At 75.5% G+C, this 23,962-nt stretch carries 18 protein-coding genes; 16 read left to right on the top strand and 2 right to left on the bottom strand.

What is annotated here, in order from left to right; all coding sequences use genetic code 11:
- Positions 1–82: 82 nt before the first annotated feature.
- Positions 83–1,390 (bottom strand): hydrolytic protein, encoded by a 1,308-nt coding sequence (locus ACH4OA_RS07405; RefSeq protein ID WP_397968360.1) that lies wholly within the window; start codon positions 1,388–1,390, stop codon positions 83–85.
- A 228-nt stretch (positions 1,391–1,618) separates the two neighbouring features.
- On the opposite strand from ACH4OA_RS07405, the gene ACH4OA_RS07400 reads away from it, so the two are divergent.
- From ACH4OA_RS07400 to ACH4OA_RS07385, 4 genes are all read left to right on the top strand, one after another.
- Positions 1,619–2,341, top strand: coding sequence for a LuxR C-terminal-related transcriptional regulator (locus tag ACH4OA_RS07400; RefSeq protein ID WP_397936371.1), 723 nt, complete (start codon positions 1,619–1,621; stop codon positions 2,339–2,341).
- 187 nt (positions 2,342–2,528) lie between these two features.
- Complete coding sequence (locus ACH4OA_RS07395) at positions 2,529–5,714, top strand: hypothetical protein (RefSeq protein WP_397968054.1); 3,186 nt, start codon at positions 2,529–2,531, stop codon at positions 5,712–5,714.
- A complete protein-coding gene (locus ACH4OA_RS07390; RefSeq protein WP_397936368.1) occupies positions 5,711–6,418 on the top strand; it encodes a DUF4255 domain-containing protein in 708 nt (235 codons plus the stop codon). The genes ACH4OA_RS07395 and ACH4OA_RS07390 overlap by 4 nt, the downstream gene beginning before the upstream one ends.
- Before the next feature lie 47 nt (positions 6,419–6,465).
- The gene (locus tag ACH4OA_RS07385) at positions 6,466–8,616 is read left to right on the top strand and encodes an AAA family ATPase (protein WP_397968358.1); all 2,151 of its coding nucleotides are present in this window, start codon (positions 6,466–6,468) and stop codon (positions 8,614–8,616) included.
- 36 nt (positions 8,617–8,652) lie between these two features.
- On the opposite strand, the gene ACH4OA_RS07380 is transcribed toward ACH4OA_RS07385, so the two are convergent.
- The gene (locus ACH4OA_RS07380; RefSeq protein ID WP_397968051.1) at positions 8,653–10,608 is read right to left on the bottom strand and encodes an actin cross-linking domain-containing toxin; all 1,956 of its coding nucleotides are present in this window, start codon (positions 10,606–10,608) and stop codon (positions 8,653–8,655) included.
- Positions 10,609–10,855: 247 nt separating this feature from the next.
- Between ACH4OA_RS07380 and ACH4OA_RS07375 the strand changes: the two genes are divergently transcribed.
- From ACH4OA_RS07375 to ACH4OA_RS07320, 12 genes are all read left to right on the top strand, one after another.
- On the top strand, positions 10,856–12,415 hold the full coding sequence (locus ACH4OA_RS07375; RefSeq protein ID WP_397936364.1) for a phage tail sheath family protein: 1,560 nt from the start codon (positions 10,856–10,858) through the stop codon (positions 12,413–12,415).
- A gap of 52 nt (positions 12,416–12,467) precedes the next feature.
- Complete coding sequence (locus ACH4OA_RS07370; protein WP_365879724.1) at positions 12,468–12,908, top strand: phage tail protein; 441 nt, start codon at positions 12,468–12,470, stop codon at positions 12,906–12,908.
- Entirely contained in the window at positions 12,905–13,426 is a 522-nt protein-coding gene (locus ACH4OA_RS07365; RefSeq protein WP_397968049.1) for a hypothetical protein, read from the top strand. Before ACH4OA_RS07370 ends, ACH4OA_RS07365 begins: the two co-directional genes overlap by 4 nt.
- A complete protein-coding gene (locus ACH4OA_RS07360; protein WP_365879720.1) occupies positions 13,423–13,581 on the top strand; it encodes a DUF6760 family protein in 159 nt (52 codons plus the stop codon). The genes ACH4OA_RS07365 and ACH4OA_RS07360 overlap by 4 nt, the downstream gene beginning before the upstream one ends.
- A gap of 4 nt (positions 13,582–13,585) precedes the next feature.
- Positions 13,586–16,825, top strand: coding sequence for a hypothetical protein (locus ACH4OA_RS07355; RefSeq protein WP_397968046.1), 3,240 nt, complete (start codon positions 13,586–13,588; stop codon positions 16,823–16,825).
- Between the two features lie 58 nt (positions 16,826–16,883).
- The gene (locus ACH4OA_RS07350; protein WP_397936361.1) at positions 16,884–17,309 is read left to right on the top strand and encodes a phage tail protein; all 426 of its coding nucleotides are present in this window, start codon (positions 16,884–16,886) and stop codon (positions 17,307–17,309) included.
- A gap of 112 nt (positions 17,310–17,421) precedes the next feature.
- Positions 17,422–18,144, top strand: a complete 723-nt coding sequence (locus ACH4OA_RS07345; protein ID WP_397936359.1) for a LysM peptidoglycan-binding domain-containing protein — start codon at positions 17,422–17,424, stop codon at positions 18,142–18,144.
- Positions 18,141–19,967, top strand: a complete 1,827-nt coding sequence (locus ACH4OA_RS07340) for a VgrG-related protein (protein WP_397936358.1) — start codon at positions 18,141–18,143, stop codon at positions 19,965–19,967. The genes ACH4OA_RS07345 and ACH4OA_RS07340 overlap by 4 nt, the downstream gene beginning before the upstream one ends.
- A gap of 45 nt (positions 19,968–20,012) precedes the next feature.
- Positions 20,013–20,330 carry a PAAR domain-containing protein gene (locus ACH4OA_RS07335; protein ID WP_365880523.1) on the top strand — a complete coding sequence of 106 codons (318 nt, stop codon included), beginning with the start codon at positions 20,013–20,015 and terminating at the stop codon, positions 20,328–20,330.
- Complete coding sequence (locus ACH4OA_RS07330) at positions 20,330–20,752, top strand: GPW/gp25 family protein (protein ID WP_365880525.1); 423 nt, start codon at positions 20,330–20,332, stop codon at positions 20,750–20,752. The genes ACH4OA_RS07335 and ACH4OA_RS07330 overlap by 1 nt, the downstream gene beginning before the upstream one ends.
- The gene (locus tag ACH4OA_RS07325; protein ID WP_397968043.1) at positions 20,752–22,713 is read left to right on the top strand and encodes a putative baseplate assembly protein; all 1,962 of its coding nucleotides are present in this window, start codon (positions 20,752–20,754) and stop codon (positions 22,711–22,713) included. Before ACH4OA_RS07330 ends, ACH4OA_RS07325 begins: the two co-directional genes overlap by 1 nt.
- The gene (locus tag ACH4OA_RS07320) at positions 22,710–23,273 is read left to right on the top strand and encodes a phage tail protein (RefSeq protein WP_397936351.1); all 564 of its coding nucleotides are present in this window, start codon (positions 22,710–22,712) and stop codon (positions 23,271–23,273) included. Before ACH4OA_RS07325 ends, ACH4OA_RS07320 begins: the two co-directional genes overlap by 4 nt.
- Positions 23,274–23,962 lie beyond the last annotated feature (689 nt).

Genomic DNA, 23,962 nt, shown 5'->3' with positions numbered 1-23,962 from the left:
GTAATTTTTTGGACGAAGGCGTGGGTAACCCTTGGCAGGTACACCCAAGGTCACTCGACAATGCGTGGGTGTGAGCTTGTAGTTACTGGGTGGTACGGCTGAGTACGCCACTGACGTTCAGGACCTCGTGGCACCCCTGCGCCCGGCGGCCGGTCGCCGGTGTACCGGGCTTCTCGCAGGTCACTTCGACGGTCACGGTGTCGTTCTCGGGGATCTTGATGGGGGTCACCCAGTGGTAGTCCTGGTTGCGGAAGGTCTCCAGCGCGATGGTGGTGATCTTGCGGTCGCCGAACGTGATGGTCAACAGACCCTCATCGCCCTGGAAGTTGGCGACAACGATGTCCGTCACACCGAACACGTTGTCCTTGGGCACCTGATAGGTGCCGGTCTTCGTCTCCCCGGCGGACGTCTGCACGTCGATGGTCTGCGAGGTCTGCTGGCCGCCGCCGGCCGCCGTACCGCCGTCGGCCGAGGTGCCGTCACCACCCGCACCCGGCGCGGCCGAACCGCCCGTCCCCTTGCCCCCGGGCTTGCTGCCGGTGCCGGTGCCCGTACCGGTGTCGCCCCCGGCGCCCGGGACCTGGCCGGCCTCTTCCCCGGCGGGCGTGGGACGCGGCTGGACCGCCTCGGTGGCCGCTTCCTTGGCCGCGCTGCGCACCGCCGGGCGGACCAGCGCGAACCAGGCGATCAGCAGCGCCAGCAGCGCCGCGAGCAGGGCGATCAGCCACTTGGGGAAGATGGGGATCTGGACGAACTCCGCGTCCAGCGGCGCCTGGACGATGAAGTCCTCCGGCCGGGTCTCCTGCTGCTCACCGGTCTCGGCGGTGGCCACGGTGAACGGCCACACCGCGGGCTTGCCGAACCACACCGGCTTGCCCGTGCGGACCCGCAGCCCGATCTCCGCCGACTCGCCCGGCTCCAGCTTCTGCTGCGCCGGAGTGAAGGCGAAGGCCAGTTCCTCGCCCGGCTGACCGGGAGTGAAGCCCACCTCGACCGGCGCGTTGCCCTGGTTGCGCACCGCAAGGCGGTAGCGGCCGCGCAGCCAGCCGCGCCGGCGGCGCGGGGCCAGTTCGGTGTGCAGCTCGCGGAACCGCGTGATGTGCACGGTGGTTTCCAGCACGCGCACCGACTCGGGGTGCTCGGCCGGCAGGACCCGTACGCCGAGCGGCATTTCACCGGCCCGGACCTCCGGGGAACGCGGTGGCTCCAGGCGGATCGTCACGGTCTCGGAGGTGCCGGGATACAGGGAGACCCGCGCGGGTTCCACCGTGGTCCAGGCGGCGCAGTCCCCGACGACCTCCAGGCTGTACGCCTCGACGATGTCGCTGTCGTTGCGCACGGTCAGGCTGGTCGTAGCGATGTCCCCGGGCGCCACCGTCACTTCCGGGATGTCGAGACCGGGCGCACCGGGACGGGAAGAGGCTGCAGAAGGCGTCACGCCAGCACGGTAGGACCGCGCCCGGAGCCACCGCGAGGAGCGCGAGGGCAACGCCCGGGCAGTCGCGGTGCCCTGGCGGTTACGCACCATCACGCTCGCGCCGGCTCGATGGCGAGACCGGCCGCCGTCCCTGGCGCGCCGCCTTCCGGCGCTCGCTCCACTCATGAGAGGTAAGCCCCTATGTCCAGCGCAGAGGAAAGCGGGCCGGCGACGCCGGCTGTCTCAGCACGGGTGCCCACCGCGGCTTGGGCCATGCACAGAACTTCTTCGTCCGACCGGCCCGCCCGGGTCACCGTCGCCGTCTACGCCGCCGATCCGGTCCTGCGTCTGGGTGTCGTGCAGCAGTTGCGCCAGCGCCCCGAGGTCGACCTGCTCGCCGACGCCGACGCGGAGCGGGCCGAGGTGTCGCTGGTGGTCGTGGACCACGTCGACGACGACGTGGCCACCCTGCTGCACCGGCTGCGGCACAACACCGGCACCCGCACGGGACTCGTGGTCGCCACCCTGGGCGCCGGCTCGCTGCAACGCGTCATCGAGTGCGGTGTCGCCGCGGTGCTGCGGCGCGCCGAGGCCGACCAGGACCAACTCCTGCGGCTGGTCCTGGCCATAGCCAACGGCGAGGGCGTGCTCCCCGGCGATCTGCTCGGCAAGCTGCTGTCGCACGTGGGCAGCCTCCAGCGTTCGGCGCTGGACCCGCGCAGCCTGTCCCTGTCCACGCTCTCCACGCGCGAGGCGGACATGCTGCGCATGGTGTCGGAGGGCCTGGACACCGCGGAGATCGCGCGCAAGACCTCGTACTCCGAACGGACCGTGAAGAACGTGCTGCACGAGATCATCACGCGGCTGCAACTGCGCAACCGGGCGCACGCGGTGGGCTACGCGCTGCGCAACGGGCTGATCTGACGGACCCGTTCCCGGCCCCGTCCGGGAACGGGCACTGCCCGAAAGCGCACCCCGCGCTTCCCCCGGACATGGCCCCGCCGCCCTGCCCCGCCGCGCGCGGCCGTAGCAGGGTGGCGGGGGCACATCCGGATGCCGCACCAGAGCGCGGGCGACACATCCGATGCCGCACCAGACTGCGAGGGAAACCGTGATCGGAACCGCTGGCCCCGGCGGACGGTACCGCCTGGGGCGGCTCGGCGCGTCCGCGCTGCTGCTGATCCCGCTGCTGGGGGCGACCGCGGCCGCCCGGCAGGACAGCTCCGCTCCCGTGGCGCGGGTGACCGGCGCCACGGAGACCCGGGTCGCGTACGCCGGCACCCGGCACCGCAGTCTCGGCGCGGTCACCGGCACCACCACCAGCGCGCCGCTGTTCGGCGGGCGGCTGGCCCACTTCGACGTCCAGCCGGCCGCCCTCGACGAGCAGATGGTCTTCGCGAGCCGCCGCGACGAGCCGAAGCCGCAGGTGTACCTGCGGTCCGCCGACGGTTCCGTGAGCCGCCTGACCTGGGGAATGGACGCGGCGAACCCCCGGCTGACCCCGGACGGCCTGTCCGTGGTCTTCGACGCCGCCGCGCCCGGCGGCCGGGACGGCGGCACGCAGCGCGACCTGTGGCTGGTCCACACCGACGGCACCGGTCTGACCCCGCTGACCGACACCCCGGACGACGAGGAGCACCCGACCGTCTCACCGGACGGCACGCGCCTGGCGTACTCCTGCGACACCGGTGCGCCGGGCGGTGCGCAGGTCTACGTACGGCCCCTGGACGGCGGCACCCCGACCCAGGTCACCCACCCCGTGAACGGCGCCGCCACCGAGCCGGTGTGGAACCCGGTCGGCGACACCGAGCACCGGGACCTCATCGCGTACACCGCGACCGGAACGGGCGGGCCCCGGCTGCGCGTGACGGACGGGACCACCGGGGCCACCGACGGGCCGCTGCTCGGCGGCGACCGGGAGCAGTGGCGCGCCCACACGGCGTCCTGGCTGCCCGACGGGAACCAACTGCTGTTCCTGAGCCCGGAGATCACCTGCCAGTGCGAGGGCGACTGGGACCACGTGTTCCGGACGACCGCGCACGCCACCGGGACCCCGGGGCTGGTACTCAACGAGGACCGCGAGGTCGGCTCGGCCACCTGGCTCGGCCCGCTCGACGGCGGCCGCGCGGTGGTGGAGCACATCTCGGCGGCCGGCCCGCACGAGGTGACGCTGCAGGACATCCGCACGGACGGCTCCGACCCCCGCGACCTGGGGCTGACGATCCTGAACGAGGACCCCGAGGCCGACACCAACACCGATGCCGCGAAGGACCCGCTGTTCAGGCCCCGGGCCGACTACGACCCGTGGACCGAGCGGCAGAGCTACACCCCGGACGGCCGCCGGATCGTCGTGACCCGCTTCGAGGGCACCAAGGGCAACCGGATCGAGCGGATCTGGATGGCGGACGCCGACGGCAGCCACGAGGTGGCCCTGCCGCTCGCCGGCCGCGGCCCGCGTGACTGGGACACCGACCCGGCGCTCTCCCCGGACGGCAGGTACCTCGCCTTCACCCGGACGTCGCCGGGCGGCACGGGGGAGAACGCGGGAGCCAGCCGCATCCTCATCGCCGACGCCGCCACCGGCGCGATCACCGGCGAGGTCGTCCCGCCGGCCGGGCAGCTCCAGGGCCAGGACGCCCAGCCCACCTGGTCCGCCGACGGCACCACCCTGGCCTTCACCCGCAACCAGGTGATCGGCGGGGGCGGCGGCAACAAGCACATCTGGACCGTGCCCGTGCGCGACCTGGCCCGGCAGCGTGACCTGAGCGCCGCGATCTGCCCGGGCGACTGCCAGGTCATCGACGACAGCCCGGCGTTCTCCCCGGACGGCCGGAACATCGCCTTCAACCGCAAGAACGGCGGCGGCCGGATCGACGAGCACGCCGGCATTCTGCTGACGTCCCTGTCCGGCGCCGACTGCCGGGTGCTGATGCCCGCCACCGGCCGTGACGTGCCCAACGCCTGCCGCCGGGAGGTCCCGGAGGCCACCGGTCCGTTCCAGCCGCGGGACGCCGCCTGGACGGCCGACGGCAAGGCGCTGGTGATCAGCACGCGCCCGAACCGTCCGGTCAACTCCCCCGAGAAGCTGAAGCTGCTGGACATCGCCTCCGGCAAGCTGACCAAGCTCACGAACGACCTGCCGGGCCGGCAGAAGGAGCCGAGCGTCCAGCAGTCCGTGGACCTCGCCGTCCGGGCGCCGGGCACCCTGCCCGAGCTGACCGTCGGCGGCTCCGCCACGGTCCGCGTCGACGTCGTGAACAACGGCCCCGCGGCCTCGCCCGGCACCCGCCTGACCATCGCCCCGCCGCCCGGCGTGCGCGTCACCCGGATCACCTGGCCCGGCGGCACCTGTGACGCCACCGCCCTCCAGTGCGACGTCGGAGTGGTGCCGCCCGGCACGTCCGTTCCCGTGAAGGTCACCCTCACGGGCGACGTCGCGGGTGACGCGCCGGTCGACTGGTCGGTCACCGGTACGGTCCTCGACCCGCACCCCAACGACAACGCGGGCCGGACCGTGGTGCCGGTGCGCACGGCCCCGCCGGCCCCGACTCCGACGCCGACCCCCACGCCGACGCCCACGCCTCCGCCGGTGCCGACCCCGCCGGCCCCGACCCCGCCGCCCACCGTGCCGCCGCAGCCGCCGGCCCCCGAGGCCGGACCCGGCGTGCGCGTCACGGCCCAGCCGAACCCCGGCTACGTCGGCGGGCGGGTCGTGGTGACGTACACCGTGCGCAACGGCCGCAACGCGCTGGCCACCGGGCTGCGGCTGCGCATCGGACTGCCCGCGCGGATCCCGAACAACGGGCCGCCGCCGGGCTGCGACGCCTCCTGGGTGTGCGCGCTGCCGGACCTGGCGCCGGGCGCGAGCACCGTCGTACGGGTCGTCCTCAGCCCCGACAAGGCGCTGACCGGCCGGGTGACCGGCGTCCTCACCACCACCGGGACGGACGCCGACCGCGCCGACAACACCGCCCGGCAGCGGCTGCGGATCCTCCAGCCGCGCATCATCGCCGTGCCGGAGATCGGCCGGCCCGGGTTCGTCACCTCCGTGCGCGGCAAGGACTTCCCGCCGGGCGTGCCGGTGCGGTTCGTCTGGAAGCCGGGGATCACCGCGGCGGCGGCGCCGACCGTGCCCAAGCCGGACGGCACGTTCATCGGCCAGCTCCTCATCCTCGCCAAGGACCAGACCGGGCCGCGCACCATCACCGCCAGGGGCCCCGGCTTCTCCCCGGTGAAGACGGACTTCCTGGTGGTCAGCGGCAGCGTGCAGCCGCCCGACGAGGTGACCCGCCGGTGATCCACGAGGTCGACGAGGGACTGCGCCGGCTGCTCGGCGAGTCCGGTCTGGAGGCGTCGGGCGTCGAGGTGGTCTTCGACGCGCCCACCCGGGACTGGGCCGCGCGCCGCAGCGGCCCGACGGTCTGCGTCTTCCTCTACGACATCCGGGAGGACGCGACCCGGCGCGGCAGCGGCGCCGGGGAGGTGTACGACGCGGAGGGGCAGCTCGTGGCGCGGCGCACCCCGCCCCGCTGGTTCGACCTGACGTACCTGGTCACGGCGTGGGCGAACCGCCCGCAGGACGAACACCGGTTGCTTTCCCAGGCGCTCGCCTGTTTGGTGGCCGCCGACACCCTGCCCGCGCGGCTGCTCACCGGCACGCTCGCCGAGCTGGGCCTGACCGTGGCGCTGGACATCGCCGGGACCGAGGGCGACCTGCCGGCGCCCGCCGATGTGTGGTCGGCGCTCGGCGGGGAGCTGAAGGCGTCGCTCGCGGTGCGGGTGCGGGCGCCGCTCGCCGGGGTGGTCACGGCCGTCGCGCCGCCGGTCACCGAAGGACTCGTCGTACGCTCCGCCGTCCGGCGCGAGGGCGCGGAAGCGGAACCGGGGCGCCGGCTGCGCTACACGGAGGTCGGGGACCCGGGCCCGGAGGGCTTCGCCGGTCCCCGCGACCGGCGTCCGGCCCCGGCCCGCCGCCGCCACCGGGGAGACCGCCAGCCGTGACCCGCACCACCGAACGGACCGAGCAGCACATCACCGGACGACGCACGATGACCGAGGCCGAACCCGCCACCGAGGCCACCCCGTCCTCCGAGGCCGAGCCCACAACCGAGGCCGAGCCTGACACCGGCACCGATCCCTCCGCCGCTCCCGGCGGTGCCCATGCCGAGCATCTGTGGGCGCGGCTGCGGGCGGTCGAGGAGCGGGTGCGGCGGGCGGTGGCCGGACGGCAGGCCGTCGATCCCGACCCCGACGACCCGTACCGGGGCCAGTACCTCACCCCGGAGGCGGCGGCCCGCATCCTCGGGGCGCCGGGCGGACTCGACGTACCCGCCCACGACCCCTGGCAGCCGCCGCCCGGTTCCGTGCTCGGCACGCTCGCCGCGCGGTTCGGGCTGTCGGCGCTGGACCTGGACCTGCTGCTGATCGCGGTCGCCCCCGACCTGGACGCGCGGTTCGAGCAGCTCTACGGCTACCTCAACGACGACCTGACGCGCCGCCGTCCCACGGTCGGCCTCGCCCTGGAGCTGTGCGGGCTCACCGGTGCGGCACCCGCCCGGTTCCGGCTCGCTCCCGGAGCGCCGCTGCTCGCGGGCGGCCTGCTGGAGGTCACCGAGCCGGAACGCCCGCCGCTGTCCCGGGTGCTGGTGGTCCCCGACCGGGTCACCGCGCACCTGCTGGGCGACACCCGGCCGGACGCCCGGCTCGCCGGTGTGCTCGACGAGGCCCGCGAGGACCCGACCGCCGAGGCGGCGGAGGTCAGCCGGGCGGCGGCCGCGGCCGGCACCGGCCTGGTCCATCTGCGCGGCCGGGGCGGCGACGCCGAGGGCCTGGCCACCGCGGCCCTGCGCGCGGCCGGACTGCGCCCGCTCGCCCTGGACGCGGCGGCCCTCGCCCGGCGCCCGGCCGACGTGACCGAGCTGGCGCGGGTGGCCGCGCTCGAGGCCCGGCTGACCGGTGCGGGCGTGGTGCTCGGCCCGCTGGAGGCGCTGCCCGGGGAACCCGGCGAACGGGCCCGCACCCTGCGGGCCGTGCACACGGCGCTGCGCGGCGTCCCGCTGCTGACCCACGGCGGCGTCGGCTGGGACCCGGCCTGGGCAGCCGACACACCCGTCGTCCTGACCGTGCCCGCGCCCTCCGCCGAGCGGCAGGCCGCGCGCTGGCGGCACGCCCTGGAGCGGGCCGCCGGCGACGGCGCGGCGACCGGTGACGCCGGGGCGCTGGCCCTGGCGGTGGCCGCGCACCGCCTGGACGCGGGCCAGTTGCGCCGCGCCGCCGACGTGGCGGTGCGCACGGCCGCCCTGGAGGGCCGCCCGGTGCGGCCCGACGACCTGCGCACCGCCGTACGGGCGCAGAACGGCGCGGGGCTCGACCGGCTCGCCCGCCGGGTGGAGGCGGCGGTCGGCTGGGACGACCTGGTGCTCCCGCCGCTCACCCACCGGCGGCTGCGCGAACTGGCGCTGCGGGCCCGCCACCGCGACCAGGTGCTCGGGCAGTGGGGGATGCGGCCCGGCGGCGGGCGGGGGCGGGGCGTGATCGCGCTGTTCGCGGGCGAGTCGGGCACCGGCAAGACCATGTCCGCCGAGGTCGTCGCCGCGGATCTGGGCATGGACCTGTACGTGGTGGACCTGTCGACGGTGGTCGACAAGTACGTGGGGGAGACCGAGAAGAACCTGGAGCGGATCTTCACCGAGGCGTCGGCGGTCAACGCCGTGCTGCTCTTCGACGAGGCCGACGCGATCTTCGGCAAGCGCTCCGAGGTGAAGGACGCCCACGACCGGCACGCCAACATCGAGTCGGCGTACCTGCTCCAGCGCATGGAGTCGTTCGACGGCATCGCGGTGCTGACCACCAACCTGCGGGCCAACCTGGACGAGGCGTTCACCCGCCGGCTGGACGTGGTGGCGGACTTCCCCGTGCCCGACGCCACCCAGCGCCTCGCCCTGTGGGAACGCTGCCTGGGCGACCGGCTGCCGCGCGCCGGCGACCTCGACCTCGCCTTCTGCGCGGACCGCTTCGAACTGGCCGGCGGCTCGATCCGCGCCTGCGCGGTGACCGCGGCCTACCTCGCGGCGGAGTCCGGGGCGCCGCTCACCATGCGGCAGGTGGTCACGGCCGTGGCGCAGGAGTACCGCAAGCTGGGCCGGCTGGTCCTGGAGAGCGAGTTCGGGCCGTACCTGGCGGAGGCGGTCGGCGCGTGAGGGGCGGGCGGCGCGGCCGGGTGCCGCCCGTCTGCCTCAGCCCGTGGCGTTCCGCTTGATCTGCTGCCACTTGTCGGGGTGCTGCACCATGATCCACATGGCTTTCTGATTCGCCGCCGCGAGGGTGACGACCCGCGCCGGCGGCTTGTCGCGGTGCTTGTCGAAGGTCTCGCAGTACCACTCCTTGAAGGCGGCCTGGTGGGCCGCGTCCTGGAGGAAGGCGTTGATCTCCCGGACGCCGGCGGCGCGGCCGGTGCCGAGTTCCGCCAGCGGGTCGCTCACCGCGACCGCGTTCTCCGGCTCCTTCGGCGCGTACTTCTTCAGCTGGTCCGGGATCTCCCGGAATTCGAAGAGGGCGGCGCTCTCCCCGCCGACGGTCGCGTCGTTGATGCCGTGACCCGCCACCTCGTTGCCGTAGAGGATGTAGTTCCTGGCGGCGGTCCAGGCGGCCGCGTCCCCGGCGGGGGCGGTCTCGCGGAGGAGTGCCTGGGCCGCGCTCTTGTCCTGCGGCTGCAGGGTGCCGAGCATGAGGCTGGGCTTGGTCCGCGGCAGGATCTTCCACTGGTTCTTGACCTGCGGATCGGTCAGTCCCTGGGCCTGCTGCGCGCCCTCGGGCTCGTAGCCGTCCATGGGCAGGGCGAACCGGACGATCAGGTTCGCGGTGAACGCGATGACCGAGGCGAGATACGCGTACACGTTGGCCACGCTGTCGGCGTCCTGCGCGGCCGGCTTGCCGCCCTGGAGCCGCTCCAGCGCGTAGTTCCTGCGCTCGGGCTGGTACCAGGGCGCGGATTCCAGCAGCCGCACCTCGTCCGTGGCACCGGTGCCGAAGTCCTTCGCCTTGATGCCCATGGTGGCCTGCTGCCCGCCGGCCGGCATGGAGACCGAGGGCGGTGCGTCGGCCTGGGAGCCGTTCCCGCTCGCCAGGATGTGGACCGGACTCGTCACCTCCAGCACGAACTGGCCGTCCGGGCTGGTCGCGGTCTCCAGCGGCTGGTGATTGCGGGTGGCGAGGTGGGACCTGAAGTGATCGAGGAGGAACTGCACGGCGAGGTTCCGGCCGGCGGTCTGCGCGTCGTCGCTCATGAGCGAGGGGTAGGTGACCAGCTCCACCGTGTGCACCAGCCACCTGCCCCGCGGGGCCGTCGCGCCGGGCACCGGATTGCGGTAGGGGCCCTGGGCCATGTCCTTGGTGACCATCACCAGCGGATCGCCCGTGGCAGCCGACTTCACATAGGCGAAGGTCCGGCTCGCCGTCTCCGGGAGGGCGCAGACGAATCCGCCCAGCTCGCTCTCCACACCGATGGAGGGGCCGGCGAAACTCTTGCCGAACTCCGGTGCCCCGCCGGCCCGCTGGACCGGTCCGTCCGCCGCCGCCGTCCGCTGTGCGGCCAGGGGAGCCGCCTGCCGCGGTCCGGCCGGGGCGCGCATCACCCGGAAGGCGTTGGCCTCCGCCTCGCGTTCGAAACGGTCGCCGGGGTCGCTGATCCGCAGTCCGTCGCCGTGGTCGGTGCCCGAGACCGGGCCCTGGCGCTGCTGGACGACATGGGTGAGTTCGTGGGCCAGGGTGTGCTTGTCGCCGCCGCCGTCGCCGATGACGACATGGCTGCCCGAGGTGTAGGCGCGCGCTCCGATGGACCGGGCCGAGCGGGCGGCGGCCGCGCCGGTGTGCAGGCGCACATCGGAGAAGTCCGTGCCGAAGCGGGACTCCATGTCGTGGCGCACCGGGGCCGCGAGGGGTTTGCCGGCCGAGCGCAGCACCTCGTGCACGCCGGTGTCCTGCTGCTCCGGGGCGGGTGCGGAGCGCGCGCGGCGGGCGATCATGCCGGTGACCGCCGCGTTGCCCGCGCTGCTCTGGGCCGCGCGCAGGGCCTCGGCGGTGAGCGGGGGAGGTGCGGCGGCGCCGCCGGCGGGCGCCTTGCGGCCGGTCGCGGCGCGGTGGGCCGCCGGCTCGTCACCGGCCTGCTCGGCGCGCGGCCTGGACGTCCGCATCTGCTGCCTCCTCGTCGCACATACCCGCTGCGGCCCCAGTGGATCTTGGGGCCGGACGGGGCGTCCAGGTCCCTATGGGCAGGACGGGGGCAAGTCGAGGTGGCGACCGGGCGGTCCGCGCGGGCAGGGAAAGGCAGCGTTCCTGCCCCCGGTCGGGGCCGCGCGTCCCTTTCCGGGCGGGCGGGCCGCCGGTGAGACTCGCCCTGGACACACGTGACCCACCAGCAAGAACCCCGAAGGAGCGAGCATGCCGACGTACCTCACCCCGGGCGTGTACGTGGAGGAGGTGCAGTCCGGTGCCCGGCCCATCGAGGGGGTGGGCACCGCCGTCGCCGCGTTCGTCGGGTTCGCCGCGACCGGGCCGTTCCACACGCCGACCCTGGTCACCAGCTGGGACCAGTACACCCAGCTGTTCGGCAACTTCACCGAGGGCACCTACCTCGCCCACGCGGTCTACGGCTACTTCGCCAACGGCGGCGGCGCCGCGTACGTGGTGCGCATCGGCGGTTCCGCCGAGGACGCCTCCGCCCCGGCGGCCGGCACCGACCGGCGACGGGAGGCCAAGGCGGCGCAGCCCCTGGAGCTGGGCGGCTTCCTGGTCACGGCCCGGCCGGGCGCGTCCGGCGTGTCGGTGGAGATCGCCGACGCGGACGGCGAGAACCCGCCGGAGGACCGCTTCAAGCTGCTGGTCCGCCAGGGCGACCAGGTCGCGGAGACGTACGAGGCCTCCACCCGCAAGAACGTCAAGGGCTACCTGGTCACCCAGGTCCGTGCCTCCCGGCTGATCGAGGTCGCCGAGCAGCAGGGCGCCGCGCAGAGCAGGCCCGCCAACCAGACCGTGGCGCTGGCCGACGCGCCGGCCGTGCCCGCGGCTCCCGCGTCCGGCGAGGTGTCCCGGCTGGACCCGGCCGAGTACGTCGGCGACGCCGGCGCCCGCACCGGGTTCGGCGGCCTGGAGACCATCGACGAGATCACCATGGTCGCGGTGCCGGACCTGATGAGCGCCTACCAGCGCGGCGACATCGACGCCGAGGGCGTGCGCACCGTACAGCTCGCCGTCATCTCGCACTGCGAGCAGATGGGCGACCGGGTCGCGGTCCTGGACACCCCGCCCGGGCTCACCGCCCAGCAGGCGCGCACCTGGCGCAACGACGAGGCGGGCTACGACTCGCGGTACGCGACCCTCTACTACCCGTGGGTGCGGGTCTTCGACCCGGCCGTCGGACGCAACGTCACCGTCCCGCCGAGCGGTCACATCGCCGGCGTGTGGGCGCGCAGCGACGCCGAGCGCGGTGTGCACAAGGCGCCCGCCAACGAGGTGATCCGCGGCGCGGTCGACCTGGAGCTGCGGCTCAGCAAGGGCGAGCAGGACCTGCTCAACCCGATCGGCGTGAACTGCGTACGGGCCTTCCCCGGCCGGGGCATCCGGGTGTGGGGCGCCCGCACCCTCTCCTCCGACCCGGCCTGGCGCTACCTGAACGTGCGCCGGCTGTTCAACTACCTGGAGGAGTCGATCCTCCTGGGCACCCAGTGGGTGGTCTTCGAGCCGAACGACGACCGGCTCTGGTCGAGCATCCGGCGCAACGTCACGGCGTTCCTCACCGAGGAGTGGCGCCGGGGCGCGCTGTTCGGCCGCACCGCCGAAGAGGCGTTCTACGTCAAGTGCGACCGCGACAACAACCCGCAGGAGTCCATCGACCAGGGCCGGGTCGTCTGCGAGATCGGTGTCTCCCCGGTCAAGCCCGCGGAGTTCGTGGTGTTCCGGCTGGCCCAGTTCTCCGACAGCACCAGTCTCATCGACGAGTGAGACGAGCCAGACCAGTGACCCGCGGGTCAGCAACGGAAGGTGACAGACAGTCATGGCAACGGGCGATGCTCTTTCCACCCACGTCTTCGGCGTGCAGCTCGGTGGCTACCTGGTCGAGTCGATCCAGGAGATCAGCGGACTGACCGTCGAGGAGGACGTCGTCGAGGTCAAGCAGGTCACCGCCGAGGGCAAGCAGATCATCCGCAAGCAGCCCGGCGGCCGGCAGGCAGGCGAGATCACGATCACCCGGGGACTCGACCAGAGCAGCGAGTTCACCAAGTGGATCAAGGAGACGCTGAACAACGGCGCCGTGAACACCGCGCGCCAGAACCTCACCATCGAGATCAAGGACACCGAGGGCAACACGGTCCGCCGTATCCAGCTCATGCAGGGCTGGGCCTCCAAGTGGGAGGGCCCGTCCCTGAAGGCGGGCGAGTCGGCGGCGGCCACCGAGTCCGTCACGATCGTGTTCGAGGAGATCGTCGTCGAATGAGGCGCCGTACGGTGACGGCGGGCAACCTGGACGAGATCCTCCAGCTCACGACGCCCGCCCAGGGAACCGAGCAGCCGGCGGCACCTTCTGCTGCCGCCGCGCCTGCTCCCGCCCCCGCGCCCGTCCCGCCGCCCCGGGAGGAGGGCGGGCTGCGCACCGAGTTCGAGTTCGAGCTGCCGCGCGGCTACGTCGACGAGGCGGGCACCGTGCACCGGCACGGCACGATGCGCCTGGCGACGGCCCGGGACGAGCTGCGGCCCCAGATCGACCTGCGGGTCAAGGAGAACCCGGCGTACCTGAGCGTGGTGCTGCTGAGCCAGGTGATCACCCGGCTCGGCTCCATCACCGACGTGCACGCCGGGATCGTGGAGCGGATGTACGCCACCGACGTGGCCTTCCTCCAGGACTTCTACCGCCGCGTCAACAGCGAGGGCCACACCCGGGCCGCGGTGACCTGCCCGCACTGCGAGGGCGGCTTCGAGGTCGACCTCTCGGGTGGGCGCCTGGGGGAATCGTGACGTACGCCCTTCCCCGGCTCCGGGAGGAGATCGCGTACATCGCCTACCACTTCCACTGGGCGCGTGAGGAGATCCTCGATCTGACCCACGACGAGCGGCGGCAATGGGTGGCCGAGATCGCCCGTATCAACATCCGCGTGAACGAAGGCGGCTGAGCACATGGCATGGCGGGACAGGCTGCGCCGCCGGGCCGCCGTACCGTCCGCCGCCGACGGTACGGCCGGCACCCCCGGCGCGTCCGCGGCCGGCGGCGGGGACGGCACGGGCCCGGACCACGGCGTGTCCGGCGTCCCGGCCGCGACCGTGCCCGGTGACTGGGACGGCGGCTGGCGCCGTACGGCAGCGCCGGACCTCACCGTCTCCCGCGCTCCGCTCGGCGTCAGCGACGGCCTCGCCTTCCGCGCGCGCCTCGCCTCCTGGCAGAACCCGTCGTTCGACGCCGGCCTCGGCCACGCCCTGCTGCCCACGGCCCCGCCCGGCCTGGTGCGCGGCGTCGCCCGGCCCGCCACGCCGCAGGCCGCCCCGGCCGGCGGCGGCCCGCTGCTGCTGCGGGCGCTGCGGCCGGCGGGCGCCGAGGTCCCCGAGGCGGCGGGCGGACCGCAGGGCGGCGCACCGGTCGCCGGGGCGGCGGGCGGCTCCGGCCGGCCGTCGGGCGCCCGCGCGTCCACGCCCACGTCCTCGCGCCGGGCCGCTCCGGCAGAGCGCGCGCCGTCCGTCCAGTCATCGCCCGGTCCGGCGTCGTCCGGTCCGGCCGCTCCGGTCGTACGGCCGTCCCGTGCCGGTTTTGCCGGTGCGGGCGCGGACTCCGGTGCGCGGCCCGTGGTGGCGCGTCCCGGCGGCAGCGGAGAGCAGGGCCGCCAGGGCGAGGCTCCGCCCAGCCGCGGCATCACGTCCGCGGACTCTCCCGCCGTGCTGTCCGCCTCGTCCCCCGCCGTCCAGCGGGCGGCCGAGCCGGGCGCCGGCCCGGTCGTCACGCCCGCGTCCGCCGGCCCCGGTCACCGGCCGGCCGCACCCGCGATCCCGCTGGTACGGCGGGTGGCGGTGGTCCCCGGCACGGTCGCCGGCACAGCCGTGGCCCGGCCCGCCGCCGAGCGGACCGTGGCCGGACCCGGCGCCCGGCCCCCGGCCGGCAGCGGCGGGCGGACCCCGTCCGGCCCGGCCGCCCGGCAGACCGCGCCGGAAACCCCGGACGCCGGCGCGTCCCGCCCGGCCGTCCGGCCCCGCCCGGCAGGGCCGTCGCTGACCGTCGCCCGGCGCCCGGCACCCGTGCGCCGCGTCACCGCCCTGCGGCCCGCAGCTCCGCCCGCACCCGCCTCCGCGCCCGCCACCACCCCGGCTCCCGGCGTGGCCCCCGACGCACCCGGCCGCCCCGCAGCGACCGCGCCCGCCGCCCCGACCGCGCCGTCCGGGACGAGCACGCCCCCGGCCGTCCCGGCGCAGGGCGCGCCCAGCCGTGCGCCGCTCGGTGCTCCGCTGAGCGAACTGCCGTCCACGGCCGTGCCGTTGGCCCAGGACGCCCCCGTGGCGCAGCGCACTCCCGCGACCGGTGCCGCGTCCGGCCCCGCGCTCCCCGTCGTCCAGCGTCGCGCCGACGACCCGGCCGGCACCTCGGGACCGCACGGCGGCGGGACGCCGTCCCCGGCGCGCGGCACCGCGAACGGCCCGGCCGCACCGGCCCCTGCGGCTCCACCGTCCGGTACCGGCCGGCGCGCCGGGGCCCGCGCGCGCGGCGGCCTGGGCGCGCCGCTGCCCGCGCTGCCGCCGACCGCCGGCCCGCCGGATGCCGCCGCGTCCGGTCCGGGCGACCGGACCGCTCCGGTACGACGCGAGGACCGGCCCTCCGGTGCCGCTCCGGCGGCGTCGCCGGCCACGGCACCTCCCGGCCGGACGCCGTCCGGGCCCGCGTCCCCCGCGACGGGAGGGAGCGGGCCGGACGCCCCCTTGCTGGGGACGGCCGGCGTACAGCGCCGTCTCGCGGCCGACACCCCGGCGCCTGCGGATCCCGTGCGGCACACGGACGGCCCCGCCACGCCGCTGGTGACACCGGCCCCGGCCACCGCGTCCCGGGCAGCCGAACCGGCGCCCGCCGCCGGCACGGCGGCCGGGGCGGGCCACGCGCGGCGGCCCGGCACGGCGTCCGGCGCCGGCCCGGTGCCCGGCGGACGGCCCGAGCGGGGCACCACCGCCCCGGTCCCGGTCGTCGTCGCCCGGTCCGTGGCCGGCGGCACGCCGGGGACCACGGGAACCGGCGGAACCCCGGGTGTCCGGGCCCCGGGCGCGGCCGACGCGCCCCCGCTCACCGTGACCCGCTCCGCGGCGCGCCCCGCCGCGACGGCGTCCCGTACCCTCTCGCTGCTCGCCGCGCGCCCGCTCACCCTGAGCACCCGGCTCCCGGAAGGCGCCGCACCGGCCGCCGCCCGCCCCGCCCGCCCCGTGGTGGCGGCGCGCTGGCCCGGCACACCGGCCGTCGCCCGCGCCACCGGCCCGGCCCGGCCGGACCCTGCCCCCGCCCCGGGCGCCCCGCAGCCGGGCCCCGGGTCCGCGCACCCGGTGCCGCGCCGGTCCACGGGCGCCCCGGTGCCGCCTCCCGTCCAGCGGGCCGCGGCCGCACACCCCGCGCCGGGGAACCCGGCCGCCCCCGGACCGGGCAGCCCGAGGTCCCACGGAGCGGAGACCCGGCGAGCCCCCGGCCCGGCGGACCCGGCGCCCCACGGCCCGGCGGGCCCCGTGGCCCACGCCCATGTCCCGGCAGGCCCCGTGACATACGGTCAGACGGGTCCGGTGGCCCACGGTCCCGCGGGCTCCGTCGCCCACGGCCAGACGGCTTCCGCGGCCCACGCCCCGGCGGTCCGGGAGGCGCGGGCCGCCGTTCCCGCGTCCGCGCCCTCCGTCCAGCGGGTCCCGGTCGTCCGGCCCGCCCCGCCCCGGGCGCCGGCACCCGCGTTCGGGGCGCCCGCCCCGTCCGGTGCCGTACCGGCGCGGCCGCTGCCGGTGACCGCCCCGCAGGCGCCGCCGCTCGCCGACCGCCCGCCGGTCGTGCCGGCACCGGCGGTGACCGTGCCCGTGGTCCGGCGCACGAGCGCCGGTCCGAACGGCCGGACGGCGCCCCCGGTACAGCGCACCGGCGCCGGTGACGCCGTACGCCCGGACACGTCGGCCGGGACCGCGCCGGGCCGCAACCGCCCCCGGTCGGCGTCCGTGTCCGGCACCGGACCCGGCAGCGCGTCCGCCACCCGCAAGACCGCGGCCCGGCACACCGAACCGGCACCCGCACCGGATCCCGGTCTCGACCTGGACGACCTGGCGCGCCGTCTGCTCGACCCGGTGGCCCGGCTGCTGCGCGCCGAACTGCGGCGCGGCCGGGAACGCACGGGGCGCCCCCACGACGGGCGCCGCTGAAGGCCACGCGACGGACGGCAACAGGAACCAATGAGGTCAGGGAACGGATGACGGACGGATGACGGACAGCATCTTCGCGACGAGCGTGTTCTTCCGGCTCGCGATCGGCGGCAACGACCTGGGTGCTTTCAACACCTGCTCGGGCATGGGCGCCGAGGTCGAGATGGAGACCTACGCCGAGGGCGGCAACAACGGTTTCACCTGGCAGCTCCCGGGGCGGGTGACCTGGTCGAACATCACGCTCACCCGGCCGGTCACCGCCGACACGGCGAAGATCGGCCGCTGGCTCGACGAGACGCTGAAGCGGGTGGAGCCCAAGGACGGCGAGATCGTGGCGCTGCGACCGGACAGGACCCCGATCATGAGCTGGCAGGTGGCCGGTATCGTCCCGGTGCGCTGGCAGGGGCCGTCCTTCGACCCGAGCAGCTCCGAACCGGCCGTGGAGACCCTGGAGATCGCCCACGAGGGTCTGCGCTGGTCCTGACCCGCCGCCCCCGGCCGCTCCCGCCCCGCACCGCCCACGACCGCTCCCCGCCCCGCACCGCCCACGACGACCGTTCCACCCCGCACCCGCCGCACGGAAAGGAGGTTCCGGCATGGCTCCAGGCGTCCGCTCCAGCCGGGCCCGGGCCCAGCTCACCCTGAAGGAGCCCCCGGCCTCCGTCGGCGCCAAGCCCGGCGGCACGATCGCCCGGCTCGACCTCCAGTTCAACCCCTCCACCCTGGAACTGCGCAAGACCACCGAGTGGCGGCGCACCCCGTCCCGGATGGCGGGGCAGTCGGCGCTGCCCGAGTTCGTCGGCAGCGGTCCGCGCGAACTGAGCCTGGAGGTGTTCCTGGACGCCACCGCCACCCACGACAACTCCGTGGAGCAGGCGGTGGAGAAGCTGATGAAGGCGTGCGTGCCGACCCCGGCCAGCCTGGGCCGCAAGAAGCCGGCCAGCCCGTGGGTGCGGTTCGAGTGGGGCACCGCGCGGACGACCTCGTTCGACGGCGTGCTCTCCAGCCTGTCGGTGACGTACACCCTGTTCGACGTGGACGGCAAGCCGCTGCGGGCCACCTGCGCGCTGTCCATCGAGGAGGCGAGCGTCGACCCGCCGGGCCAGAACCCGACCTCCGGCGCGCGCACCGCACGCAGCACGCACACCGTGGTGGCGGGCGACAGCCTGGCCATGCTGGCCTGGCGGGAGTACGGCGACGCGACGGCCTGGCGGGTCATCGCGGAGGCGAACGGAATCGACGACCCGATGGCGCTCGTGCCCGGCACCGAACTGGTGGTGCCGGGGCTGCGGGACGCGGGCGGTGAGGAGGAGCGGTGACCACACCCGAGGCACGGGGCGGCCGGTCGTTCGCGGCGGACCCCGTCATCGAGACGCCCGGCGAGCTTCCACCGGTCTGGGCCGCCCAGCTGGTCAGCTGCGTGGTGGACGAGAACGTGGGTCTGCCGGACACGGCCCAGCTCACCTTCCGCGACCCCGACCACGAGTTCCTGCGGGCGGTCGGCATCACCATCGGCACCCCGCTGCGGGTGTCGGTGGTGACCGTGTCCGGGCAGGCCCGCGAGCGGCTGTTCAACGGCGAGGTGACGGCCCTGGAGGTGGACCGGGACCGCACCGGCTCGTTCACGGTGGTGCGCGCCTACTCCAAGGCGCACCGCCTCCAGCGGGGCCGGAAGGTGGTGGCGTACCGGAACATGACGGCCGCGGCGATCGTCCGCAAGGTGGCCGCCGGGGCCGGGCTGGCCTGCGGGACCGTGGAGGCGGCGCCGGTCACCTACCGGCAGCTGTCGCAGGCGAACGTGTCCGACTGGGACTTCCTGCAGTACCTGGCGGCCGAGAGCGGCGCCCAGGTGCGCGTCGACGACGAGGGGCTGCTCCAGTTCACCCGGCCGCGGAAGGCATCCGGGGCGCCCGCGCCGTCGACCCCGGCCACCCGCAACCCCATGGTGCTGGAGTACGGGCGGAACCTGCTGGCGCTGCGGGCCTCGCTGTCGGCCGCGGACGGCGCGTCGCAGGTCGAGGTGCGCGGCTGGGACGTCACCACGAAGCGTCCGCTGGTGGCCCGCCAGCCGTCGGTGGACAGCGACACGGTGGTGCCGGGCCTGAGCCCGGCGTTCGCCGCCCGCTTCGGGAAGTCGGTGAAACTGACCGTCACGGACACGCCGTACCGCACGCAGGCGGAGACGACGGCGGTCGCGGACGCCGTGGCCGCCCAGGTCAGCGCGGGGTTCGGCGACCTGGAGGCGGTGGCCGAGGGCAACCCGCGGCTGCGGGCGGGCAAGCCGGTGGCGCTCGGCAACGTCGGGCAGGCGTTCTCGGGCAAGTACACGGCGACGGCCGTGCAGCACGTCCTGGAGCCGCACGGCGGGTACCGGACGACGGTGTGGGTGAGCGCCAGCCCGGACCGCTCGCTGGCCGGTCTGGTGACCGGTGCCAACGCGCCGAGCCGGGGGCCGCGCATGCCGGGGCTGGCGATCGGCGTGGTGACGGACGTACGGGAGCCGGGCGGCGCCGAGAGCGGCGCGGTGAAGCTGAAGTTCCCCTGGCTGGACGACACGTACACCACCGACTGGGTGCGCAGCGTGCAGTGGGGCGGCAAGGGTGGCGGCGGCGTGGTGAGCCCCGAGGTCAACGACGAGGTCCTGGTCGGCTTCGAACAGGGCCTGCTGGACAGCCCGTACGTCATCGGCGGGCTCTACAACGGCGTGGACAAGCCGTCCCCGCACGACGTGCCGCTGGTCGACCAGACCACCGGCCGGGTCAACCGCCGTTCCATCGTGTCCCGTTCGGGGCACCGGGTGGAGCTGCTGGACGCGCGGGCGCCGGGTCCGTCCGGTCTCCGGCTCCGGACCGGTGACGAGCGCCTCGAAGTCTTCCTCGACGACCGGCGGGACCGGATCGAGCTGACCGTGTACTCCGGGAAGGGACGGCAGGCCCTCACCTCCGTCCTGCTCGACCGCGACGGCATCACCCTGGACGCGGGACGGGGCGATGTGAGCGTGTCGGGCCGCAACGTGGACATCCAGGGCCGGGTCGGGGTGAAGGTCGGCGGCCGCTCGGTGAGCGTCACCGGCAGCTCGGACGTCACCGTCGACGGCGGCCTGCTGGGCGTCCTGAAGGCCAGGCTCATCCGGATCAACTGACCCCCGCCCCCGTCCCCCGACCCGTCCGACTCCCGAGGAGCGCCCATGCCGGCCGCAGCCCGTACCGGTGACCCCACCGACCACGGTGGGGTGATCGCCACCCCGCCGCCCGGCGCCGCCGCGTCCGTGGCCCGCGTGCTGATCGGCGGCCGGCCCGCCGCCGTCGTGGGCAGCCTGCACACCTGCCCGATGCCGCCGCACGCGGCCACCGGCCCGGCCAACGTGATCCTGCCCAACCCGGCCGCCATGGTCGCGGGCGCGGTCCTCATCGGCGGGCTGCCGGCCGCGCGGGCGCGCGACCGGACCGCGTGCGGCGCGACGGTCCTGACCGGCGCCCTGAACGTCCTGATCGGAGGTGTGTGATGAGCGAGCGGTTCATCGGCCGCGGCTGGGCCTTCCCGCTGCGGGTCGGGCCGACCGGCGGCATCGCCATGGTCGAACGGGACCGGGAGATCGAGGAGGCGATCCGCCTGGTGCTCGGCACCGCGCCCGGCGAGCGCCCCATGCGCCCCGAGTTCGGCTGCGGCATCCACGACTACGTCTTCGCGCCCGGCGACGGCGCCACCGCCGGCCGGATCGCGCAGCAGGTGCGCGAGGCCCTCGAACGCTGGGAGCCGCGCATCGCCGTGGAGGACGTGGCGGTCGCCTTCGACGCCGTCGAGGACGGCACCCTCTACATCGACGTGCACTACACGGTGCGTTCCACCAACGACCGGCGCAATCTGGTCTTTCCCTTCTACACCATCCCCTCCGAGGAGGGGGCCGAGGATGTGCTCGCGGACTGATGGCCCTGCCCTCCCCGAACCTGGACGACCGGCGGTTCCAGCAACTCGTCGACGAGGCGAAGCGGTACGTGCAGCAGCGCGCCCCGGAGTGGACCGACCACAACGTCTCCGACCCCGGCGTCACCCTGATCGAGACGTTCGCCTACCTCGTGGACCAGTTGCTGTACCGGCTGAACCGCGTCCCGGACAAGAACTACACCGCCTTCCTCGACCTGCTGGGCATCCGCCTGTTCCCGCCGGCCGCGGCCGTGGCCGAGGCGGACTTCTGGCTGTCGGCGCCGCAGCCCGACACGGTGGCGCTGCCCGCGGGCACCGAGGTGACCACCACGCCCGGTGAGACCGACGAGGCCGTGGTGTTCACGACCACCGAGCACCTGAACATCGTGCCCAGCGAGCTGACCCGCCTGGTGACCGCGTACCGCAGCGGCGAGCAGACCGACCGGACCGGGACGCTCGCCGAGGGCCGCGACATCCCCTGCTTCCAGGCCGCGCCGGAACCGGGCGACGCGCTGCTGTTCGGCCTGCCGACGGCGGTGCCCGGCTGTATCGTCGCGGTCCGCCTGGACAGCCGCGTGGAGGGCGTCGGCGTGGACCCGCGCCAGCCCCCGCTGGCCTGGGAGGCGTGGGACGGCGGCGGCTGGCGGGTGTGCGAGACCGGCACGGACACCACCGGTGGCCTGAACCGGCCCGGCGAGATCATCGTGTACGTGCCGGCCGGGCACACGGCGTCGGTGATCGGCGGCACCCGGGCCGGCTGGCTGCGCTGCCGCGTCACCGCACCGGAGCCGGGCCAGCCGTTCTACTCCGAGTCCCCGACGGTCCGTGAGGCGTCGGTGTTCACCGTGGGCGGCACCATGACCGTCGAGCACGCCGAGACCGTGACCGACGTACCGCTCGGCACCTCCGAGGGAGTGCCCGGGCAGACGTTCCGGCTCGGCCGCCCGCCGGTCCTCCTGGACCGCGAGCCCCCGGTCGTGGAGGTCTCCGCGGCCGAGGGCTGGCAGCGCTGGGAGCTGGTCGAGCACTTCGGCCGCTCCGGGCCCGCCGACCGGCACGTCCGGGTCGACGCCACCACCGGCGAGTTCAGCTTCCCGCCGGCGCTGCGCGAACCGGACGGCACGCTGCGCCAGTGCGGCGCCGTGCCGCCCAAGGGCGCCCAGGTGCGGGTGGCCCGCTACCGCACCGGCGGCGGCCCGGAAGGCAACGTCGCCCGCGGCGCGATCTCCGTGCTGCGCAGCTCCGTCCCGTACGTCGCCCGGGTCACCAACCGGGAGGCGGCGCGCGGCGGGGTCGCCGGGGAGACCGTCGAGAACGCCAAGCTGCGGGCACCCGAGGCGCTGCGGATGCAGGAGCGCGCGGTGACCGCCGAGGACTACGAGATCATCAGCCGGCAGGCCGCGCCCTCGGTGCGCCGGGTGCGGTGCCTGCCCGCCGCGGACGGCGCGGGCGCGGTACGGGTCCTGGTGGTGCCGGACGCGGTGGCCGACGAGGGCGACGACCGGCTCCGCTTCGAGCAGCTGATCCCCTCCGACCAGGTGCTCCAGGCGATCACCGCGAGCCTGGACGAGCGGCGTCTGATCGGCACCCGCCTGGTGGTGGAACCGCCGGTCTACCAGGGCGTCACCGTGGTGGCCCGGCTCGTGGCGGCACCGGGCGCCACCGACCGGGTGCGCGACGCGGCGCTCGCCGCGCTGTTCCGGCACCTCAACCCGCTGCACGGCGGCCCGGACGGCACCGGGTGGCCGTTCGGCCGGCCGGTGCAGTACGGCGAGGTGTTCGGCGTGCTGCAGCGCGCGGCCCGCGACGCGCTGGTGGAGGAGATCCGGCTGTTCCCCGCCGACCCGATCACCGGCCGGCGCGGCGCGCCCACGGACCGCATCGACGTGGCCCCGGGCGCGCTGGTCTTCTCCTACCAGCACCAGGTGGTCGTCACGGCGGCCGAGCCGGGAGGACGGGCATGAGCCGCGCCGCCGTACCCGGCCTGCCCAGCCGGTACCCGATCGGTGCGCAACTGCCGGCCCTGTACGCCGACGACGACTTCGCGCAGCGGTTCACCGCCGGCCTCGACACCGTCCTCGCGCCGGTGTTCACCACGCTCGACAACCTGTCCGCCTACCTCGACCCGCGGGTGACGCCGGTCGACTTCCTGGCCTGGCTGGCGTCCTGGGTGGGCGCCGCCGACGACCCGCGGTGGCCGGCGGAGCTGCGCCGCGAGGCGGTCGTGCGCGCGATGGAGCTGCACCGGTGGCGCGGCACCGCGCGCGGCCTGGTCGAGGGCCTGCGGCTCGTGCTCGGCGTGGGCGCCGAGGTGACCGGGGACGGCGGCGCCGCCTGGTCGAGCACGCCCGGCGCCGATCTGCCGCCGGCGTCGCCCGCCGGGCCCGTGGTCCGGGTGTGGCCGGAGCGCGCGGCCGAGGTGGACCCGGACAGGGTCCACGAGATCGTCCGGGCCATGTGCCCGGCGCACACCGTCTGCCGGGTGGAGATCCTGCCCGGCCCGCCCGCCGGCGAAGGGAGGTGACGTCGTGCGCGCGTGTCCCTCGTGCGGGGCGTCCAACGGTCTGACGGACGACTTCTGCGGCAACTGCGGCGCGTACCTGGGCTGGTCGGACACCAGCCCGGCCCCGGCCGCCGACCCGCCGGCTCCGGGCGCGGATTCCCCGGGCCCGGCTGCCGAGCCTCCGCCGCCTCCTCCGACCCCGTCAACTTCGGCGTCTACGTCCACCGAGCCTCCGGTTGCGTCGGGTCCGGCCCGGACGAACTCCCGGGACTCGCGGGGTGGTCAGGACACCCCGGATGCTCCGGTTGTGCCGGACACCCGGGAGACCGCGGGCGCCCGCCCCGCGGCCGACGCGGCTCCCGCCCGGCGCCGGGAGACGACGCCCCCGGCGCCCGAGGACAAGCCCGCCGGAAGGGGAACCCGCGCACCGGCAACCCCGGCCGCGCCGAAGCGCCGTGAGTCCCCGGAGTCCCGGCAGACACCGAAGCGCCAGGAGTCCCCGGGGTCCCGGCAGACACCGAAGCCCGCGGAATCCTCGCCGCCCCCGCGGCCTCCGAGGGCCCCCGCTCCCAAGGAACCGACCCAGGACCGCGCGCCCTCGGTACCGCCGGTACCGCCGGTACCCCCGGCATCCCCGGCACGTCCGGTATCGCCGGCACCTCCGGTATCCGCCGTACCTCCCGTAGCGCCGGCCCCGCCGGCCTCCGCCG

This window comes from Streptomyces sp. NPDC017095, from assembly GCF_044332325.1.
Classification (GTDB): Bacteria; Actinomycetota; Actinomycetes; order Streptomycetales; family Streptomycetaceae; genus Streptomyces.
Note: the sequence above shows the minus strand (reverse complement) of the source record. Positions and strands in the feature narration are given on the sequence as shown.

Bases quoted from the DNA above. Each gene is read 5' to 3' on its own strand.
- ACH4OA_RS07375 (WP_397936364.1), top strand. From the start codon at position 10,856: ATGCCGACGTACCTCACCCCGGGCGTGTACGTGGAGGAGGTGCAGTCC.
- ACH4OA_RS07370 (WP_365879724.1), top strand. From the start codon at position 12,468: ATGGCAACGGGCGATGCTCTTTCCACCCACGTCTTCGGCGTGCAGCTC.
- ACH4OA_RS07385 (WP_397968358.1), top strand. From the start codon at position 6,466: ATGACCGAGGCCGAACCCGCCACCGAGGCCACCCCGTCCTCCGAGGCC.
- ACH4OA_RS07350 (WP_397936361.1), top strand. From the start codon at position 16,884: ATGACGGACAGCATCTTCGCGACGAGCGTGTTCTTCCGGCTCGCGATC.
- ACH4OA_RS07335 (WP_365880523.1), top strand. From the start codon at position 20,013: ATGCCGGCCGCAGCCCGTACCGGTGACCCCACCGACCACGGTGGGGTG.
- ACH4OA_RS07320 (WP_397936351.1), top strand. From the start codon at position 22,710: ATGAGCCGCGCCGCCGTACCCGGCCTGCCCAGCCGGTACCCGATCGGT.
- ACH4OA_RS07380 (WP_397968051.1), bottom strand. From the start codon at position 10,608: ATGCGGACGTCCAGGCCGCGCGCCGAGCAGGCCGGTGACGAGCCGGCG.
- ACH4OA_RS07325 (WP_397968043.1), top strand. From the start codon at position 20,752: ATGGCCCTGCCCTCCCCGAACCTGGACGACCGGCGGTTCCAGCAACTC.
- ACH4OA_RS07365 (WP_397968049.1), top strand. From the start codon at position 12,905: ATGAGGCGCCGTACGGTGACGGCGGGCAACCTGGACGAGATCCTCCAG.
- ACH4OA_RS07355 (WP_397968046.1), top strand. From the start codon at position 13,586: ATGGCATGGCGGGACAGGCTGCGCCGCCGGGCCGCCGTACCGTCCGCC.
- ACH4OA_RS07330 (WP_365880525.1), top strand. From the start codon at position 20,330: ATGAGCGAGCGGTTCATCGGCCGCGGCTGGGCCTTCCCGCTGCGGGTC.
- ACH4OA_RS07345 (WP_397936359.1), top strand. From the start codon at position 17,422: ATGGCTCCAGGCGTCCGCTCCAGCCGGGCCCGGGCCCAGCTCACCCTG.
- ACH4OA_RS07400 (WP_397936371.1), top strand. From the start codon at position 1,619: ATGTCCAGCGCAGAGGAAAGCGGGCCGGCGACGCCGGCTGTCTCAGCA.